The 18576-nt window shown below is 35.1% G+C and carries 16 protein-coding genes; 4 read left to right on the top strand and 12 right to left on the bottom strand.

What is annotated here, in order from left to right; all coding sequences use genetic code 11:
• Nucleotides 1-5: 5 nt before the first annotated feature.
• From AC5LW9_RS10590 to AC5LW9_RS10570, 5 genes are all read right to left on the bottom strand, one after another.
• The gene (locus AC5LW9_RS10590; protein ID WP_493455870.1) at nt 6-1985 is read right to left on the bottom strand and encodes a bifunctional 2',3'-cyclic-nucleotide 2'-phosphodiesterase/3'-nucleotidase; all 1980 of its coding nucleotides are present in this window, start codon (nt 1983-1985) and stop codon (nt 6-8) included.
• 33 nt (nt 1986-2018) lie between these two features.
• Nucleotides 2019-3182 carry an adenosine deaminase gene (add, locus tag AC5LW9_RS10585; protein ID WP_086309205.1) on the bottom strand — a complete coding sequence of 388 codons (1164 nt, stop codon included), beginning with the start codon at nt 3180-3182 and terminating at the stop codon, nt 2019-2021.
• 291 nt (nt 3183-3473) lie between these two features.
• A complete protein-coding gene (locus AC5LW9_RS10580) occupies nt 3474-4727 on the bottom strand; it encodes a nucleoside permease (RefSeq protein WP_086309204.1) in 1254 nt (417 codons plus the stop codon).
• A 152-nt stretch (nt 4728-4879) separates the two neighbouring features.
• The gene (gene deoD / locus AC5LW9_RS10575) at nt 4880-5593 is read right to left on the bottom strand and encodes a purine-nucleoside phosphorylase (RefSeq protein WP_025315976.1); all 714 of its coding nucleotides are present in this window, start codon (nt 5591-5593) and stop codon (nt 4880-4882) included.
• A 51-nt stretch (nt 5594-5644) separates the two neighbouring features.
• Nucleotides 5645-6874, bottom strand: coding sequence for a phosphopentomutase (locus AC5LW9_RS10570; protein ID WP_493455869.1), 1230 nt, complete (start codon nt 6872-6874; stop codon nt 5645-5647).
• Between the two features lie 576 nt (nt 6875-7450).
• On the opposite strand from AC5LW9_RS10570, the gene murB reads away from it, so the two are divergent.
• The 3 genes from murB (at nt 7451) to birA (ending at nt 10616) form a co-directional block, all read left to right on the top strand.
• Nucleotides 7451-8461, top strand: a complete 1011-nt coding sequence (murB, locus tag AC5LW9_RS10565) for a UDP-N-acetylmuramate dehydrogenase (protein ID WP_493455868.1) — start codon at nt 7451-7453, stop codon at nt 8459-8461.
• A gap of 84 nt (nt 8462-8545) precedes the next feature.
• Complete coding sequence (locus AC5LW9_RS10560) at nt 8546-9697, top strand: MFS transporter (protein WP_086318450.1); 1152 nt, start codon at nt 8546-8548, stop codon at nt 9695-9697.
• Nucleotides 9663-10616 (top strand): bifunctional biotin--[acetyl-CoA-carboxylase] ligase/biotin operon repressor BirA, encoded by a 954-nt coding sequence (gene birA / locus AC5LW9_RS10555; RefSeq protein ID WP_039128422.1) that lies wholly within the window; start codon nt 9663-9665, stop codon nt 10614-10616. The genes AC5LW9_RS10560 and birA overlap by 35 nt, the downstream gene beginning before the upstream one ends.
• A gap of 51 nt (nt 10617-10667) precedes the next feature.
• Here birA and AC5LW9_RS10550 read toward each other — a convergent pair whose 3' ends face one another.
• A complete protein-coding gene (locus AC5LW9_RS10550) occupies nt 10668-13010 on the bottom strand; it encodes a zinc/cadmium/mercury/lead-transporting ATPase (RefSeq protein WP_493455867.1) in 2343 nt (780 codons plus the stop codon).
• Between the two features lie 215 nt (nt 13011-13225).
• Between AC5LW9_RS10550 and AC5LW9_RS10545 the strand changes: the two genes are divergently transcribed.
• Complete coding sequence (locus AC5LW9_RS10545; protein WP_039128428.1) at nt 13226-14434, top strand: MFS transporter; 1209 nt, start codon at nt 13226-13228, stop codon at nt 14432-14434.
• Nucleotides 14435-14504: 70 nt separating this feature from the next.
• Here the strand turns inward: AC5LW9_RS10545 and surE are convergent, their stop codons facing one another.
• The 6 genes from surE to AC5LW9_RS10515 form a co-directional block, all read right to left on the bottom strand.
• Nucleotides 14505-15287 carry a 5'/3'-nucleotidase SurE gene (gene surE, locus AC5LW9_RS10540; RefSeq protein WP_176714272.1) on the bottom strand — a complete coding sequence of 261 codons (783 nt, stop codon included), beginning with the start codon at nt 15285-15287 and terminating at the stop codon, nt 14505-14507.
• A gap of 9 nt (nt 15288-15296) precedes the next feature.
• Entirely contained in the window at nt 15297-16154 is an 858-nt protein-coding gene (gene ypfJ, locus AC5LW9_RS10535; RefSeq protein WP_493455866.1) for a KPN_02809 family neutral zinc metallopeptidase, read from the bottom strand.
• A 789-nt stretch (nt 16155-16943) separates the two neighbouring features.
• Nucleotides 16944-17330 carry a hypothetical protein gene (locus AC5LW9_RS10530; protein ID WP_493455865.1) on the bottom strand — a complete coding sequence of 129 codons (387 nt, stop codon included), beginning with the start codon at nt 17328-17330 and terminating at the stop codon, nt 16944-16946.
• Between the two features lie 22 nt (nt 17331-17352).
• Complete coding sequence (locus tag AC5LW9_RS10525) at nt 17353-17739, bottom strand: hypothetical protein (protein ID WP_493455864.1); 387 nt, start codon at nt 17737-17739, stop codon at nt 17353-17355.
• Nucleotides 17740-17761: 22 nt separating this feature from the next.
• Nucleotides 17762-18151 (bottom strand): hypothetical protein, encoded by a 390-nt coding sequence (locus AC5LW9_RS10520; RefSeq protein ID WP_493455863.1) that lies wholly within the window; start codon nt 18149-18151, stop codon nt 17762-17764.
• 22 nt (nt 18152-18173) lie between these two features.
• Complete coding sequence (locus AC5LW9_RS10515) at nt 18174-18560, bottom strand: hypothetical protein (RefSeq protein WP_493455862.1); 387 nt, start codon at nt 18558-18560, stop codon at nt 18174-18176.
• Between the last annotated feature and the right edge of the window lie 16 nt (nt 18561-18576).

Here is an 18576-nt window from a genome sequence, read left to right as displayed (position 1 = left end):
TAGTACTATTTTTGATTTTTGGCTTTTGCGTTAACCGATGATTGTAAATCAAGTCGATAAACACCGAAGCCTAATTCATCTTTTTCAATAAAATTAATAGGATAAAGCGAATGTTTCTCTATATAAGCTTTTGCTTCATCCGTTGGTGAAGATTCAAAGCGAATATCCAGTTTTTTATCGCTAACAATTGGTGCAATTCGCCAATTATTATCTACCGTGACATTAACCATACCCGCTTTTTTTGTGGTATTAGTAATATAAGCAGACAAAATGACCCTTAAATCATCCGGTGAGTTGAATTTAACATTATTTTCACCTGTACCAGGGAACGTACCGGTGTAGGCACGATAATTATTGGTCGCAATTAAAAATACTTGATTAGGATCAATAGGCTGTTGTTGATAAGTTAGATTTTTTATTCTTTCCGATGTTGGATTGATTAACTTGCAGTTGCCATCATAACGCGGTGGTGCTGTGACATCAATTTGATAACTTACGCCATCAATTGTATCGAAATTATAAGTTCTAAACTTATCCCAATTAATTAGATATTGTGGTTGAGTCGAATTAACATCGATTTGATTATATATACCGGCTGCACATTCTAGCCATTGTTTAACATCTTTACCGGTAATTTTAACTGCACTTAAAATATTTGGATAAAGGTAGATATCGGCAGCATTTCTAAATGATAAATCACCTTTTTTAACATCAACATATGCGCTTGGATCGTTCTTTCTTCCACCAACTTTAAATGGTGCAATCGCTGATAAAATTGGTAATCCATCCAAATCTGGATCGCCTTGAATAAACTGTTTTACATAGTTAATTTGTGCATCACTAATAATTTGTAGTGCGGATGTATCTTCAACGAGCGCTAGATAGCTGTTGATATCGCTAGAAACTTTACCAATTGGTTTACCTACAAATTCACGCGTACCTTGATGATCTTGCTTTAAAATTTCGACAATCTGTTGATCGGCTTGTACTAAGGCTTTTTTATTTTTTAAATCGTAAATAGGTCGAGCTTCTGATTTCCCTGATGTCACTTTCCAAGTAGAGTTATCACCCTCAAGTACTAAATCAACTACACCTAAGTGACTACCCCATTGACCAGGCATAACGGCAGGGACATGATTGATGTTACCTGTTTTGATATCGGTATTAGGTAAGGATTTATAATCATCACTCGGGAAAACGCCATGTGAATGACCAAACATAATGGCATTAATACCCTCAACTTGACTTAAATAATAGACGGAATTTTCCGCTAACGCTTTATATGGTTCAGCAGATACTCCAGAGTGTGGAATGGCAATAATAACATTAGCACCTTGTTTTTTCATTTCAGGGACTAATTTTTTTGCAGTTTCAGTGATATCTTTTACTACTACTTTTCCATTTAAATTAAGCTTGTCCCATTGCATAATTTGTGGCGGCACAAATCCGATATAGCCAATTTTAATGATTTGTTGATTACCTTCCCTATCAACAACAGGGGTATCAATAATAATATATTGTTGAAAGTAAGGTTTGCCAGTTTTGGCATCATAAACGTTGGCATTAACATAAGGGAATTTCGCCCCTGAAAGACTTTTTTGTAAATAATCTAAACCAAAATTAAATTCGTGATTACCAATATTGCCAACAACATAATTAAGTGTATTCATCGCTTTATAAACAGGATGAATATCACCATCTTTTAAACCTTTGTTCAAGGCATAATCAGCCATAGGGCTACCTTGAATCAAATCTCCATTGTCAACAAGTACGCTGTTTTTTACTTCGCTTCTTGTTTGATGAATTAGATTTGCCGTTTTGACTAATCCAAAAGTATCAACAGGCTGATCTTTGAAGTAATCAAAGTTCATCATGTTGCCATGTAAGTCAGTGGTTTCAATTATTCTTAAATCAACGGTTGCGGCTTGAAGGGAGCCAGAAATGAATAGGGTTAAAAGGGATAAAGTTAATTTGTTTTTTTTCATATAAATCTCCTATTTTTCTGACTTTGTTATCCACTAACTTGTTATTGGTAGTGACTTTTGGTATTTAATAAATCGTTCTATTATTGCAGGATGATATCTTGCATCATTGACTGCTTTTTGTAGTGTTTGTTTGTCATCTAAGGTAAACAATGACAAAACATAATTTGTTAATTGTTCTTTTACTGAATCTTCAACAAAGGCGGCATCAATACCACATAATGTAATATCCAATAATTCTAATCTTGAAAAACCAAAAATGGATGAGGCAAGGTGGTACTCTTTTTCAATATCTGTACCAAAAATTCCAGCATCATCGGTATTTAATGTGATGCGTACACCATAATCATAAAGCTGACGTACAGGGTGATTTCGAATATCCCCATGAAGTTCATTAACGAGTATCCGATTACTGGTCAATGCGATTTCTAAAGTAACTTTTTTATTAATCAACTCCTGAATTAGGTTATGATTCTCAATAGCACGGATACCATGACCAATTCTTTGTGCGCCGTGTTTAAGCGCTTGAATAATACTTTCAGCAGACTCAATTTCACCAGCATGATAGGATTTTTTTAGTTTAAGCTGAGTTGCTAACTCATGTGCATCTTTAAAATCATCAAAATGACCAAAACGTTCGTTTCCAGCAATATTAAATCCAGTGATAAATTGGTGAGGATTTTCTTTAATAAAACGTAATGTATCATAAACAATTTTAGCGCCTAGATGCCTAACACCGATTACATGATACCTTACCGTAATCTTATAATCTTTTTGTACAGCAATAATGGCGTTGTCCATTTGGTTGAGTGTTTGTTGGAATCTTTCTTTGTTCCAAATAATTTCGCCATCAATTTCGGTAGTACAGATATGAAAAGGGGATAAGAAAAGCTCGCAATAGATTAATCCTTGCTTGGCGTTTCTAATGAGAAAATCGTAAGTAATTAGATAATAATCTTCGGGTGTTTTTACAAAATTGGAAACAGTGTCATAAGTTTGAATGAATTGAACAAAGTCAGTTTCATCATAGCAATAACGACCATTTTTATACTCGTTTGCATCGTATTGACCCACTTTATAACATAATGATTCAGGGAAAACGATATTATTTTTATTGGCTAACTGTTGAGCCATAAAAGGCGTAATACTACCTTCAATATGCTCATGTAAAATGACTTTTGGTACGGTATGTGTATTCATTTAATATTTAATCTAGTTTATTTTGCCAATTGAGTACAAATAATAATGATATGAAAAACACTTATTGGAAAGCTTAGTATAGTAACCTTAGCTTTGCTCATCATAATCTTTGCTATTTTACCTTGAACAGACATCTTATTACCATACATTTTGTGTGACTTAATTAGTTTTTATGCAGTAATATGCAATAAAAGTCATTTTAACTCATTAAATATTTTTGAAGAAGGCAACAACCAAGGTTGTTGCCAGTATTTTGATTATGGAAAGTTTTATTTAAAACACCATAAATAATTAATTATTATTGGCTGTAGTTGTTTTATTTAAGTCATCGTTTTTAAAAATAATCATAAACACGATAGCCAACAATAAAGAGTAACCAGCAAAAATTAGCCAAACTGTACGCCAATCAGTAAGACCATCCGTTGTGTAATAATCAACAACAAAGCCACTAATTGTCGAACCTAAATATGCCCCGATACCATTAGTCATGATCATAAATAGACCTTGCGCACTATTACGGATGCTTGGTGAGACTGATTTTTCAACATACATTGAGCCAGAAATGTTATAAAAATCAAATGCACACCCATAAACTATCATTGATAAAAGCAGTAATATAAAGCCAGTTGGAGATGGATCACCATAAGCAAATAAACCAAAACGAGCTACCCAAGCAAGCATACTGATTAACATGACATATTTGATGCCAAGTCGTTTCATAAAAAATGGAACAAACAGAATAAACACCACTTCAGACATTTGCGAAATAGACAATAACACCGAAGGATATTTTACTACTAAGCTTTCGGTATATTCTGGAATGCTTTTAAACGAAAGTAAGAATGGGTTACCAAAAGTATTAGTTATTTGTAAAATACCGCCAAGGAATACGGCAAAGATAAAAAAGATCGCAATTCTAGGGTCTTTAAATAATACGAATGCATCTAAACCTAAAGAGCTTGCTAAAGACTTTCTATTTGAGTTGTCTTTAGTAATGTTAATTAATGGTAGTGTTAATGAATATAAGCTAAGTAAAACTGAACCAGCCGCCGCAATATAAAGTTGCATATTACTTAATCCATATTCTAAGAAACTCACTAACCACATGGCTGCAATAAAGCCGATAGTTCCAAAAATTCTTATTTTCGGAAATTGCGAAATAACATCAAGATTTTGTGCTTCTAAACAAGAATAGGAAATTGAGTTAGAAATTGCGATGGTTGGCATAAACGCAAGGCAATGAATCAAAATTATCACTACCATCAAAAAAGGTGATGTGATTGATGCTGCAATAAATAACGTGATGGCACCAATTAAATGACAAAGCATAAATAAACGATTAGCTGGAATCCATCTATCTGCGACAACTCCAAGTAAGCCAGGCATAAATAAAGAAGCTATCCCCATTGTGCCATAAACTGAACCTACGGTTACACCATTAAAATGTAATGTCTCCATCATGTAAGAACCTAAGGTGATCAGCCAACTCCCCCAGATGAAAAACTGTAAGAAAAATATAATTTTAAGTTTAAACTTAATATTCATTTTGATTCCTTATTAAATGACATATTTGATAATCTTCCGCCTAACAATTACTAATGAATAAATTTATATAAACAAGCACTATTATCAATTTTATAGTGCTCAAGCTATCAATATTTAGTTAAAAAAAATGGCAGTTGATCTGCCATTTTCAATTATTGATTTAATAGTACAGATTCTAACGCAACAGTTATCATCTCTTTAAAACCAATCTGACGTTGTTCTGGTGACATAGCATCACCTTTACGGATGTGATCCGAAACCGTACAGATTGCTAATGCTTTCGCACCATATTCTGCCGCTACACCATAAATACCTGCAGCTTCCATCTCTACGCCTAGAATGTTGTATTTTTCCATGATATCGAACATTTCAGGATCGACACTATAGAAAAGATCAGCTGAAAATAGGTTACCTACTTTAACGTTTACACCTAAATTTTTAGCAGCATTAACAGCATTACAGGTTAAATCAAAATCGGCAATTGCAGCGAAATCACTATCTTTAAAACGTAAACGATTGACTTTTGAATCGGTGCAAGCACCCATGCCCACTATCACATCACCAAGGTTTACATTAGGACTAATGGCACCACAAGAACCAATGCGAATGATATTTTTAACACCGTAGAACTTAACCAGTTCAGTTGCATAGATAGAACAAGATGGAATACCCATGCCATGCCCCATGATTGAAACTTTTTTCCCTTTGTAATAACCAGTAAATCCTAACATGGCTCTTACATTTGTGACTTCTTGTGCATCTTCTAAAAATGTTTCAGCAATAAATTTTGCGCGTAGCGGATCGCCTGGCATCAAAACTGTTTCTGCAAAAGCATTATCAACAGCGTTTATATGTGGGGTAGACATCTAATTCTCCTGATCTTCAATTCAAAAAAGTATTACATTAACTTCATTTGCTTACTTACTAATAAAAGATTTACCATATTCCATTGGTGATAAATCAAAATAGTCAGCGACACTTTGTCCAATATCGGCAAACGTTTCACGATGACCTAATGAGCCTACTGGTACACTATCACCATACACCAAAACAGGAATATGTTCGCGAGTATGATCAGTACCGGCCCAAGTTGGATCGCAACCATGATCTGCACTGATAATTAACAGATCGCCTGGTTCAATGAGCGCTAACATTTCAGGTAAGCGACTATCAAAATATTCTAATGCAGCAGCATAACCAGCTACATCACGTCTGTGTCCATAAGAGGAATCAAAATCAACAAAATTGGTAAATACAATGGTATTATCTTTAGCTTGTTTGATTTCTTCTAACGATGCATTAAATAATGCTTCAATGCCGGTTGCTTTAATCTTTTTGGTGATGCCAACGTGAGCATAAATATCGGCGATTTTACCAATCGAAACAACATTGCCTTGTTTTTCGTCAACCAGTTTTTTAATCACAGTTGGTGCAGGTGGTTCAACCGCTAGATCATGACGATTACCGGTTCGCACAAATTCACCTGCTTTTTTACCAACAAAAGGTCTGGCAATAACACGACCAATGTTGTAATTACCTTTATTAAGTTCATCACGTGCGATTTCGCACACTTCGTAAAGTCTGTCTAAACCGAAAGTTTCTTCATGACAAGCAATTTGGAAAACGGAATCAGCTGATGTATAGAAAATAGGTTTGCCACTCGCCATGTGTTCAGCGCCAAGTTCATCAAGAATAACGGTACCTGATGAGTGGCAATTACCAAGATAACCAGGAAGTTTTGCGCGGGTAACGATTTTATCCAATAGATCTTGAGGAAAGCTATTGGTTGTATTGGTGAAGTAACCCCAGTCAAACAGTACTGGAACTCCAGCAATTTCCCAATGGCCAGATGGCGTATCTTTACCAGATGAAATTTCGCTAGCATAACCGTAAGCACCAATAATTTCGCTTTCGGTTTGCATACCTTTAGGGTAATGACCTGTTGATTCGTATGCTGCTTCAATTAATCCCAATTTACCCAAATTAGGTAATTTAAGTGTACCACTGCGTCCTTGTTCTGCATTGCCTAATGCGCATTGTTCAGCAATATGACCTAATGTGTCGGAACCTTCATCTCCAAACTTTGCTGCATCTTTGGCACTACCAATCCCGAATGAATCTAGGATCATAATAAAAACTCTTTTCATAATTTCCTCGAACTTATCAAAAACGGATCTTGCTACAAGTTATCTTCGTACTCGCATTTTACTTTTCGCTTATATGGGTACGGGTTAAGGAAGAACAGCCACTTGAACAATCTTTCATACTTACTTTCATACTTAGCTGTCTATTTTATAATACTCATTTAAGTAATTACACCTTTGATATGATATCTTGATGATAACGTCTATTATTTGCACTAAATGTATCTGTTAACAGTAATCTGTTTAATTGTAATTTTAAAAAAACATCGCTCATATATCTATAATACATGATCTAAAAAAACAAAAAAGATTTAAGCATTACTTTAACGGTTTATTTGATTAATTGATCCTCCAAATTCGATCATTATCACATTTTTGTAATTAAAATGTTAATAAATGTACATATTTTGAGTTCCAAGAATCTTATAATAATGAGTGAGTAAATAATTAATAATATAAGATTAACCAATGTGATAATATATGTTGCCATATGTGATAGACATCTCAATAAAATCAAATAAAACACTGAAAGCAATTTAAAATTGGCGGTCTATTTCCACCCAGATAAGGTTGTAGTTGATGAAACAAAGAATCCCAAATACTTTTAATCTTGAAGTTTATGCTCAAAAAGTTGTGACCGTAACAACGGTCGAACAATTAATGCAGGTTTGGCAAGATAATCACCAGAATCTGCCCATTATGATTCTTGGTGAAGGCAGTAATACACTTTTTACTTGTGACTTTGAAGGCATTGTGATTGTGAATCGAATTAAAGGCATTACCATCACCGAAACGGAACAAGCATGGCATTTAAAAGTAGGGGCAGGCGAAATTTGGCATCAACTTGTATCACACACTATTGAACACAATATCGCAGGACTTGAAAATTTAGCATTAATTCCAGGTTGTGTGGGTTCTGCACCAATCCAAAATATTGGCGCTTATGGAGTTGAGTTTCAAAAAGTGGCGGATTATGTGGAATTATTGGAACTTGCTACAGGAAACATCATTAAGGTAACAGATGGTCAATATGGCTATCGGGAAAGTATTTTTAAAAAGCAATATGCTGATGGTTATGCGGTCATTTATGTCGGTATCAAATTACCTAAACAGTGGCAACCTGTATTAACCTACGGCGAATTGCGTAACTTTGATCCAAAAAGTATTACCCCTAAGATGATCTTCGATAAGGTTTGTGAAATTCGGCTTAGTAAGCTGCCTGATCCAAAGGTGCTGGGTAACGGCGGTAGTTTTTTTAAAAATCCAGTTGTTGATAAAAAAGTTGCCGATAAGCTACTTGAAATTTACCCAACTATGCCAATATATCCACAAGTAAATAATCAAGTCAAACTTGCTGCAGGTTGGCTTATCGATCAATCTGGTCTAAAAGGCTATCAATTGGGTGGCGCTGCAGTTCATCAAAATCAAGCACTTGTATTAGTCAATAAAAATAACGCAACCGCGCAAGATGTGGTTGAATTAGCACGTTATGTTCGAAATGCCGTATTACGAAAATTTTCAGTTAATCTTTCACCTGAAATCCGTTTTATTGGCAAAATAGCTGAAATTGATGTAGACAACTTTTTATAAATAACAACGGTTATAAATTTAGGTTGTCAGTCATTTAGGTTGCAACCAACAATTTATAATTAAACAATGATATTGTAAAAGACGATGAAACATTCATATTCATTTCCTATTTTATTAACAAGCTTATTATTTGTGACAATTGCATTATCGGCACTTAATACCCAAGTACCCCTATGGTTAGTGCGTAATGAATTTTCACTAGGGCAAATTGGTTTAGTTGGCTCAAGTTACTTTACTGGTAACTTGATTGGTACCATTTTTGCGAATTGGTTCATCAGTAAATTTAATGCCCGTTATACTTATACTTACAGTTGTATTATTTTTGCTATTGCTACCATTGGGTTGAGTTTTTCAATGGATTTTTATAGCTGGGTAATATGGCGGTTCTTTATTGGTATTGCTTGCGCAGTGACTTGGGTTGTTATTGAAAGTTGTATTTTAGTAACAGGTACAGTGCGTACTCGTGGAAAAATGTTGGCGGTGTATCTAACTACTTATTATTTAGGCACGGTGTTAGGACAAGCGTTATTACAGTATTTTCCGCAAAATGTATTGTATTTTGGTCTAGTGACCGCTTTACTAATGGGACTTGCGATATTATTTATATTGCTAACCCATTATAAATTACCTAAACGTAAAAAAAGCAGTTTTAATATCATTCCCATGATTGTCAATAAACCGTCACGCATTGGTTTAATTGGTTGTGTGATTGCTGGCATGTTAATCGGATCGCTGTATTCGTTATTACCTGCTTATTATTCTCATTTAGGTTATAACGACACTCAAGTTGCCAATTGGATGATTTTGCTAATTTTATCTGGTGTAATAGCACAAATGCCTGCTAATTGGTGTGCCGATAAATTTGGTCGACAAATTGTATTATTGTTTGAATCAACACTTATGTTATTGGCTTGTGTAATGTTGATATTTAATTGGTTTGATACATTAGCAATTATCTTATTAGGCGCAACAATTTATACCATTTATCCAATCTCTATGGCATGGGCATGTTCATGCGTTAGAAAGCAAGATATTGTGGCAATGAATCAAGCCATGTTATTAACTAATACATTAGGTAGCCTTATTGCCCCAGCAGTGATTGCTTTTGTTATGGATAAAACGAATAATACTTATTTATTTGTAAGTTTTGCTATAATCTCGCTTTATTTTATTGCCCTATTAGTTAAAAAAAGAGGAATCGATGCGCAGCCACCAAAATCCACTCAAATTAATTGAAATCTTAGCGGACGGTGAGTTTCATTCAGGTGAAGAACTTGCAGCGAGTTTTGGAATAACTCGTGCTGGAATCAATAAATATATGAAAGTACTGCGCGAATGGGGGCTGGATTTTACTTCGGTTCAAGGTAAAGGTTATTGCTTAACTGCCCCGATTGATTTATTAAATAAGAGTAAAATTGATCACTATTATCAAGCGGATAGTCGTTGCGAAATTTTACCCATTATTGATTCAACTAACCAATATTTACTCGATAAAATTGGCCAACTTCACTCGGGTGATTGTTGTGTAGCGGAGTTTCAATCAAAAGCGCGCGGTCGTCGTGGACGAAAATGGTTTTCACCGTTCGGCTCTAATCTCTATTTTTCCATGTATTGGCAGTTAGAGCAGGGCGTGGCTGCCGCTATGGGAATGAGCTTAGTTGTTGGAATTGTGATAGCAGATACTTTAAGGGAGTTATCGGGTCAAGATATTAAAGTAAAATGGCCTAATGATCTTTATCTTAATGATCAAAAATTAGCGGGAATATTGATTGAGTTAGCGGGTAAAACGGGTGATTGTGCGCATGCCATTATTGGTATTGGTGTCAACTTAATGATGACTAATCCAGATCCTAATATTGTCAACCAAAAATGGGCAAATTTAGGTAAGGTCGATCGTAATTTGTTAGTCGCGCGTATTGTCAAAAATTTAAACATTAAATTATCTGAATTTGAAAAACAGGGCTTAGCGCCTTTTATTAGTGATTGGAATCGATTAGATAACTTTGCTAATCGTCCCGTAAAACTGCTTATTGGCGATAATGTTATCCGAGGCATTGCTAAAGGTATCAATGAGCAAGGCGCTTTAATGTTGGAGCAAGATGGCAAAATCAATGCACATATTGGTGGTGAAATCTCATTGCGTGGTGATGAGTAACCCATAAAAAACTATTCCATTTATTCAATGGAATAGTTTATAAATCAGTAATTAAATTTTGTCTTTTTTACTTTTAAAACCAAGCACTCTTAAAGCATTGGCTGTTACGATGGCTGTTGTTCCTGAATCCGCTAATACCGCTAACCATAATCCGGTATAACCGAATAAACTTGTTAACAAAAACACCAACTTGATCCCTAATGCAATAGTGATATTTTGCTTAATATTACGGTTAGCAAAACGAGTTAAACGAATTAAATTAGGCAAACTTAGTAGGCTATTTTGGGTTAATGCGGCATCGGCTGCCTCTAGCGCTACATCGGTACCGCTGCCCATAGCAATGCCAACGGTCGCCGCTTTCATTGCGGGTGAATCGTTAATACCATCCCCAACCATGGCAATTGAAGTTGTGTTACGAATTTTTTCAATTTCAACCAATTTATCTGCTGGTAATAACTCAGCACGATAATCAATTCCTAATTGACTTGCAATGGCTTTTGCCGAACGTTGATTATCACCCGTAAGCATTAAGGTTTTAAGACCCAACTCATTAAGCGCTTTTATTGCAGTAATAGAATCAGAGCGTAACACATCTTGCAAGGCAATCATTCCGACTAATTTTTGTTGTGTCACTAGTACCACGACGGTTTTACCGGCGCTTTCCAGTTGATGGATTTTTTGTGCATTTTCATCATTTAAGGGTATCGATACCGTAGTAACTTTACTTGGCGCAACAATATAATAGGTTTCATTATTGATATCGCCTTGAATACCCACGCCCGCATTAGCTTTACGATTACTTGCTTCGTTGACTTCAATCTGTTGCTTAGTTGCATAATCAACAATTGCTTTCGCTAAAGGGTGATGTGAACCGCTTTCAATGGCTGCTGCAAGAGTCAGTAGCTGTTGTTGGGTAACAGATTGTGCGATAACATCGGTGACTTGTGGCTTGCCTTCGGTTAAGGTGCCGGTCTTATCAAATGCCACCATTTTAATCGAACCAATATGCTCTAAAGCTGCCCCCCCTTTTATTAATACACCTTGCTTAGCCGCATTGGATAGCGCCGATGTGATAACGGCCGGTGTTGATATTACCAACGCACAAGGGCAACCAATTAATAATAGAGTTAATCCACGATAAACCCAAGTGTACCAATCCTCATTAAATAATAACGGAGGGATGACAATGACCAATAGCGCAAACAGAGCGATCGCTGGAGTGTAGTAACGGCTAAATTTATCAATAAATCGCTCAATGGGTGCTTTACGATCTTCAGCATCTTCAATTAATTGTAAAATGCGATCTACGGCATTTTGTCCTGATTGCGAGATAACTTTTAGTTGAATGGTATTATCCACAACCAGCGATCCGGCTAAAATTTTATCGCCAGATAGATAATTGACCGGAATTGATTCCCCAGTTAAGGCGCTTTCATCAATGTTAGCTTGTTCACTCACTAAAATAACATCAGCAGGTAATCGCCCACCAGATGAAATTTCGATTATATCGTCAGGTTTTAAACTATGACTGGCAACCGTTTTCCTTTTGCCGTCAATAATAACCACCGTTTCTTCAGGCATTAGCTGCACAAGGGATGAAATTCCTTTTTTGGCTTTAGTGGTCGCAACGCCTTCTAACATCTCACCAATCATAAATAAGAAGAGTACCATGGTGGCTTCTTCGGCCGCTCCGATGAATAGGGCACCTATAGCTGAAATACTCATCAATGATTCAATGGCAAATGGTGTACCACTTCGCGTTAATACTAAAGCCTCTTTCAAAATCGGAATCAATCCGACAATCGCAGTAAGGATAAAAGCATATTCACCTGCTGTATGATTCACTAATAAAATAAGGTAACTTATCACAATTAATGAACCTAAAACCGCTAACGGTATGAATGCTTTTTTATCAAAACTATGTGAATGCTCGTGATGATGTGCGTGATTAGGGGTGCTTTCAAAAATTGGGGTATACCCTAATTCTACTACTTTGTCTTCAATCATTTTTATTACTGCATCGTCATGCTTAGGAACAAAAACGATTAATTTTTCTGTAGAGAAAATAATTTTGGTTTGATTAATGTTTGGCAGTGTTTTAACACCATTTTCGATTTTACTTGCACAATGAACGCAATCCATTCCCTTAATTTTCCAAGTCAATTTAATGTTTTGGCTTTTCCGCTCGGGATCTTCGGGAGGATCTTCTATCTCATTTTTTTGCGTTGATCCATGATCATGCCCTTCACAGCAATGGTCCCCAGAATGATTGTGATTTGCATCATGGGAATGATGGGTGTCATGTGTATGATTATGAGCAATATTTTGACAATCGCTATGACAATGAGCGTGATTTTCATGGTGGGATTGTGTGGATTTGTTATTATATAACATAACGTTACCTCGCTTCGTGGATGATTTTGATTGTACGCTCAAAAAAATAAAAAGATATCTTTTTTTAATTTATTTGATCGTTAGATCAAAAATTTTGAGTACATGACAAGTGACGAAACAAATCTAAAAATAACCATTTTTTATTTCTTTCTTCTACTGTATCCCTCGCTTTTTTATGTTTATAATTGTACAAAATAAAATGATAGAGAAAGTTTATGTCCAAAGCTTCATCCTTTCGCCAAAAACAGAGCATTGTCTTTTTAGCTTTTCTAATTACGACCTTTATTATTGGTATTGCAGGGGCATTACAGTCACCTACCTTAAGCCGTTTCTTAACCTTTGAAGTTAATGTAAATTCCCATTTAGTCGGTCTTTTCTTTTCGATAAATGCTTTAGCCAGCATTGTAGGCAGTTTTCTATTAGCAAAATATTCGGACAAAAAAGGGGATAGACGTTATATCGTCATATTTTGCTGTTTAATGGGGGTTGCCAATAGCGTTACGTTTGCGTTTACGCGCAACTATTTTATACTGATTACGCTGGGGGTTTTATTTGCCGCATTATCATCGGCCGGCATGCCGCAAGTTTTTGCTTTAGCGCGTGAATATGCGGTCAAATCAGGACGTAATGTGGTTGCTTTTAACTCATTAATTCGTGCTCAGTTATCGTTGGCATGGGTATTTGGTCCGCCAATTTCATTCGGTTTAGCTTTAAGCTTTGGCTTTACTGTAATGTATCTAACCGCAATGTCCATGTTTATAATTGCAATGTTATTTGTTGCAATATTCTTACCATCAGTCGAAAAAAATCCTACTTCACAACTCAGCAGTGCAGCTGAATTACAAGCGGCTAATATACCACTTTGGAAAAACAGAAATGTCGTTTGTTTATTATTATCTACAGTATTTATGTGGACAGCTAACATGATGTACATTATCGACATGCCACTTTATGTTGACTTAGTTTTACATCTTCCCGACTCTTTACCCGGCATTTTAATGGGGTTAGCAGCGGGTATTGAAATTCCTGTGATGCTTATTGCTGGATTTTTAGTGCCTTATTTGGGCAAGCGAAATCTATTTTTTATTGCCATTATTTGTGGCTTATTTTTTTATATTGGCATGATTTTCTTTACCAGTAAATTTGCTTTGTTAGCACTACAGATATTTAATGCATTATTTATCGGAATTGTGGCTAATATTGGTATTATCTACTTTCAGGATTTGTTACCAACTAGAATGGGCGTAGCTTCGACACTATTTAATAACGGGATTATTTTTAGCGTTATTCTGGCAGGTGTTTTGCAAGGGTTTGTTTCTGATGAATATGGGCATGAAGCTATCTACTGGATTGCGCTTGTGATGGTTGCTGTTTCATTGCTGTTTTGTGCACTGGTTAAAGATGGAAAGAAACGGTCACCTTAAGTAAGCCATCCATTATCTTTTATTTGTTCGTCTTCCAAAACGAATTGGAAGACGATATCAAAATCAATTATTAACAATCAAATTCTTTTAATAACGTTTCATAAAAAGCATAATTTGTTCTTTCATAACCAATAGGTGTAATGGCAATGAAATTACCATTAGCCGCATCCAACTCTTTATTATCATCAAACACCTGCTGATTACGCTTAGCTCTAAACCAAAAATAATCATGACCTTCAGGATCTTTAGTTGGTGCAACCACAAAACGACTGACATCACAATCACCTTGTTTAGTGATTTTTAATCCTTTAATCTGATGAGCATCACAAGCAGGAAAATTAACGTTAAAACAGATATTTTTAGGAGTAGATAATGATAGTAGTTTGCTGATCACTGATTCAGCATGGTATGCAGCACAATCCCATATTGTTGGTTGGTTATCTTCAGTAGAGCATTGGCTTAAGGCAATTGATGGTATTCCTAAAGCTGTTGCCATCATAGCTGCGCCAACCGTACCGGATAAAACCGTTTCAAATCCAACATTTGAGCCATTATTAATGCCCGATAGCACGAGATCAGGCAACTTATCTGCCATTAGATGCTTTATAGCAAATAATGAGCAATCGGCGGGAGTTCCATAAACTGCGTATTCTTGTTCATCACGTTTTGCAACTCGAAAAGGCGCTTTTAAGCTGACCGAACATGATACACCACTTTGGTCAATTGCTGGTGCTACTACCCAAACTTCATGAGCAATTTTATGTGCTACATCCTTTAAAATTTTAATGCCAGATGCATCAATACCATCATCATTGACTAATAAAACGCGATTTACTAATTTATTAAACATCATTCTATTTCCTTATTCAGCAAAAGTATTACATTGATTGATATCACCGCTATCAAATCCTCGTTTAAACCAAGTATAACGTTGCTTAGAACTACCATGTGTAAAACTATCTGGCACAACGTAACCATTACTTTGACGTTGTAAGCGATCATCACCAATCGCTTCAGCAGTCTTTAACGCTTGCTCAATATCGCCAACGTCTAAAATATTTTTTTGTTGCATTGCATGCCCCCACATACCAGCAAAGCAGTCGGCTTGTAGCTCTAATTTAACCGATAATTGATTGGCGAACACTTCAGATTGGCCTTGCTTTAATTGTTCTATTTTATTGAACACACCCAGTAAATTTTGTACATGATGACCAATTTCATGTGCTATGACATAACCTTGGGCAAAGTCACCACCACCACCAAGTTGTTGTTTCATCTCTTGATAGAATGAAATATCCAAATAGACAGTTTTATCAACACTGCAATAAAATGGCCCCATAAAAGTCTGACCAACACCACACGATGTTCTTGTTGAACCCGTATATAAGACTAATTTGGGAGGAGTATAGGTTCTACCTAAACGATTAAACTCTTGTTGCCAGTAATCTTCAGTACTCGCTAAAATGACCGATGTAAATTTAGCAGCATCTTCATCATTGATGGAATATTGATTTGAGCTTAGTGATGAGCTATTGGAGTCAATTAGATTAGGATTAAGTAAGCCGGTCAAATCAACACCATAATAACCAGCAACCAAAACTACGATAAATAAAACAACTCGACCTTTACCACTTATAGGGATCCTTATTCCTGAATCGCTTCCATATTGTGAGCGGCGATCTTCAATATTATCACTCTCTCTTTGGTCTCTCCAACGCATAGGGAACACCTCATCAGTTTTGCTTAAATTATTTTAAAGGATAAAAGGGTAGGATACTAGATTAAGTTAATTTAATATCAAATAATGCATTGATTAATCTACTTTTATCTGTGTAATTATCTGTATCAAAATAATACTAAGTAGGTATATCACTTATCTTTTAAATTGTTTAAAAAAAAACTAACTCCAGTTTATAATGGATAGATGTTTATCGTTATTACTATTACGTTCTTTTTATAGTTTGTATTGTATTTAAAATCAGACTAATTTTTACAGAAGATGGATATTTTATAAAAATTATTTTTTATTTGAATGGCGTTTTTATATCTCAATGGGATATTACGCTAATTATCAATTAAAGAAAATTTAACCGTAGAGATTTTTAAATTCATTATACTTCAAAAACTACGAATCGTTATGATATTTCAACTTTACTTTTCGATGGTGAATAGGATTTTGAACGATCGAATATTAATACTATCAATCTGATAATGTCCATATATTTCAATGTGTAATGAACGTATTGTATTTATTATTCTAGATATATTGGTATATTTTAAATTCTAAAGTAATTTCTTTAAAAATATATCTCACAATTTTATAAACCTGATAAATAACGATAACTGCAATTTTAGACTTGTTTATTTTTAAATAGGGCATTGGGTAACGACTCTGGTCGAACGTCCATTTTTTCAATACAAAAATTGTAAGAACAGTAGTCAACAAAGCCCAATGATTAACATTAAATGATGTTGTAGATTTTTCATAAAATCTAGACCAATCCTGATACTATTCTTCAACTTTAATAGTATAAGTTTTATCAAATTCAACTCCCGGACACATTGTACCGTAAGTTAATCCAGAGAATTTTATGGTGATTGTTCCTGTAACTTTAGGTATTCCTTCTACTTTTAGGTAATTATAAGAACTATTAGGTGTAAAATAAGAAGATGATAATTCAAGTCCTGATCTTGCTGGTTTGATATGATAAGAAAAGAAATCATCCATAACTATGCCATCTAAAATTTTAATTTCAGCATAATAGGGAGTACCTAATATGGCATTGGGTAACGACTTTGGTCGAACTTCCATTTTTTGCATACAAAAACAACCGGTAAGAACAGTAGTTAAAAAGAGTCCAATGATTAACATTAAGTGATATCGTATTTTGTTCATAAAATCTAAACCAATCCTGATACTATTCTTCAACTTTAATGATATAAGTTTTATTAAATTTCTTTCCCCGACATGACATTGTACCGTAAGTGGTTCCTGAGAGTTTTATTGTGATTGCTCCTGCAACTTTAGGTGTTCCCTTTACTTTAAGATCATTAAAAGAAACATGTGTACCAAAATCAGTCGGAGATAATTCAAGTCCAGAGTTTTCAGGTTCTATTTTATAGTGAAAAAGGTGTTGAATAACACGAAGGTTAATATCAATTTCAGCATAATAGGGGGCACCCAATGTGGCATTAGGTAATGACTTCGGTAGAACTTCAACTTTTTGTGTACAAAAACAACCAGTAAGGAAAGTAGCCAGAAAGAGTGCAATGATTAACATTAAGTGATGTTGTAATTTTTTCATAAAATTTATTCCAATCCTGATACTATTCTTCAACTTTAATGGTATAAACTTTCTTAAAGTCTCTTCCTGGACATGTATTTGTTCCATAAGTAGTTCCAGAAAGTTCTATGCTGATTGTTCCTGTAACTTTAGGCGTTCCTTTTACTTCAAAATCATTATAGGAAACACGTTTTGTTCCTAAACCTCTAGGAGATAATTCAAGGCCTGATTTTTCTGGTTGGATATCATAGTAAAAGTGACGGCGATTAGCGTGGCCACCAAAAACTTCAATTTTAGCATAATAGGGATTACCCAATGTGGCATTGGGTAACGTTTTGGGTCGAACTTCTGGTTTATAACACAAACAACCGGTAAGAACAGTAGTTAAAAAAAGTCCAATGATTAACATTAAGTGATGTTGTAGTTTTTTCATAAAATCTAAACCAATCCTGATACTATTCTTCAACTTTAATGATATAAGTTTTATTAAATTTCTTTCCCCGACATGACATTGTACCGTAAGTGGTTCCGGAGAGTTTTATTGTGATTGCTCCTGCAACTTTAGGTGTTCCCTTTACTTTAAGATCATTAAAGGAAACATGTGTACCAAAATCAGTCGGAGATAATTCCAGTCCAGAGTTTTCAGGTTCTATTTTATAGTGAAAAAGGTGTTGAATAACACGAAGGTTAATATCAATTTCAGCATAATAGGGGGCACCCAATGTGGCATTAGGTAATGACTTCGGTAGGACTTCAACTTTTTGTGTACAAAAACAACCGGTAAGAACAGTAGTTAAAAGAAGTCCAATGATTAACATTAAGTGATGTTGTAATTTTTTCATAAAATCTAGACCAATT

The sequence above is a fragment of the Gilliamella sp. LMG 34360 genome (genome assembly GCF_984568995.1).
Note: the sequence above shows the minus strand (reverse complement) of the source record. Positions and strands in the feature narration are given on the sequence as shown.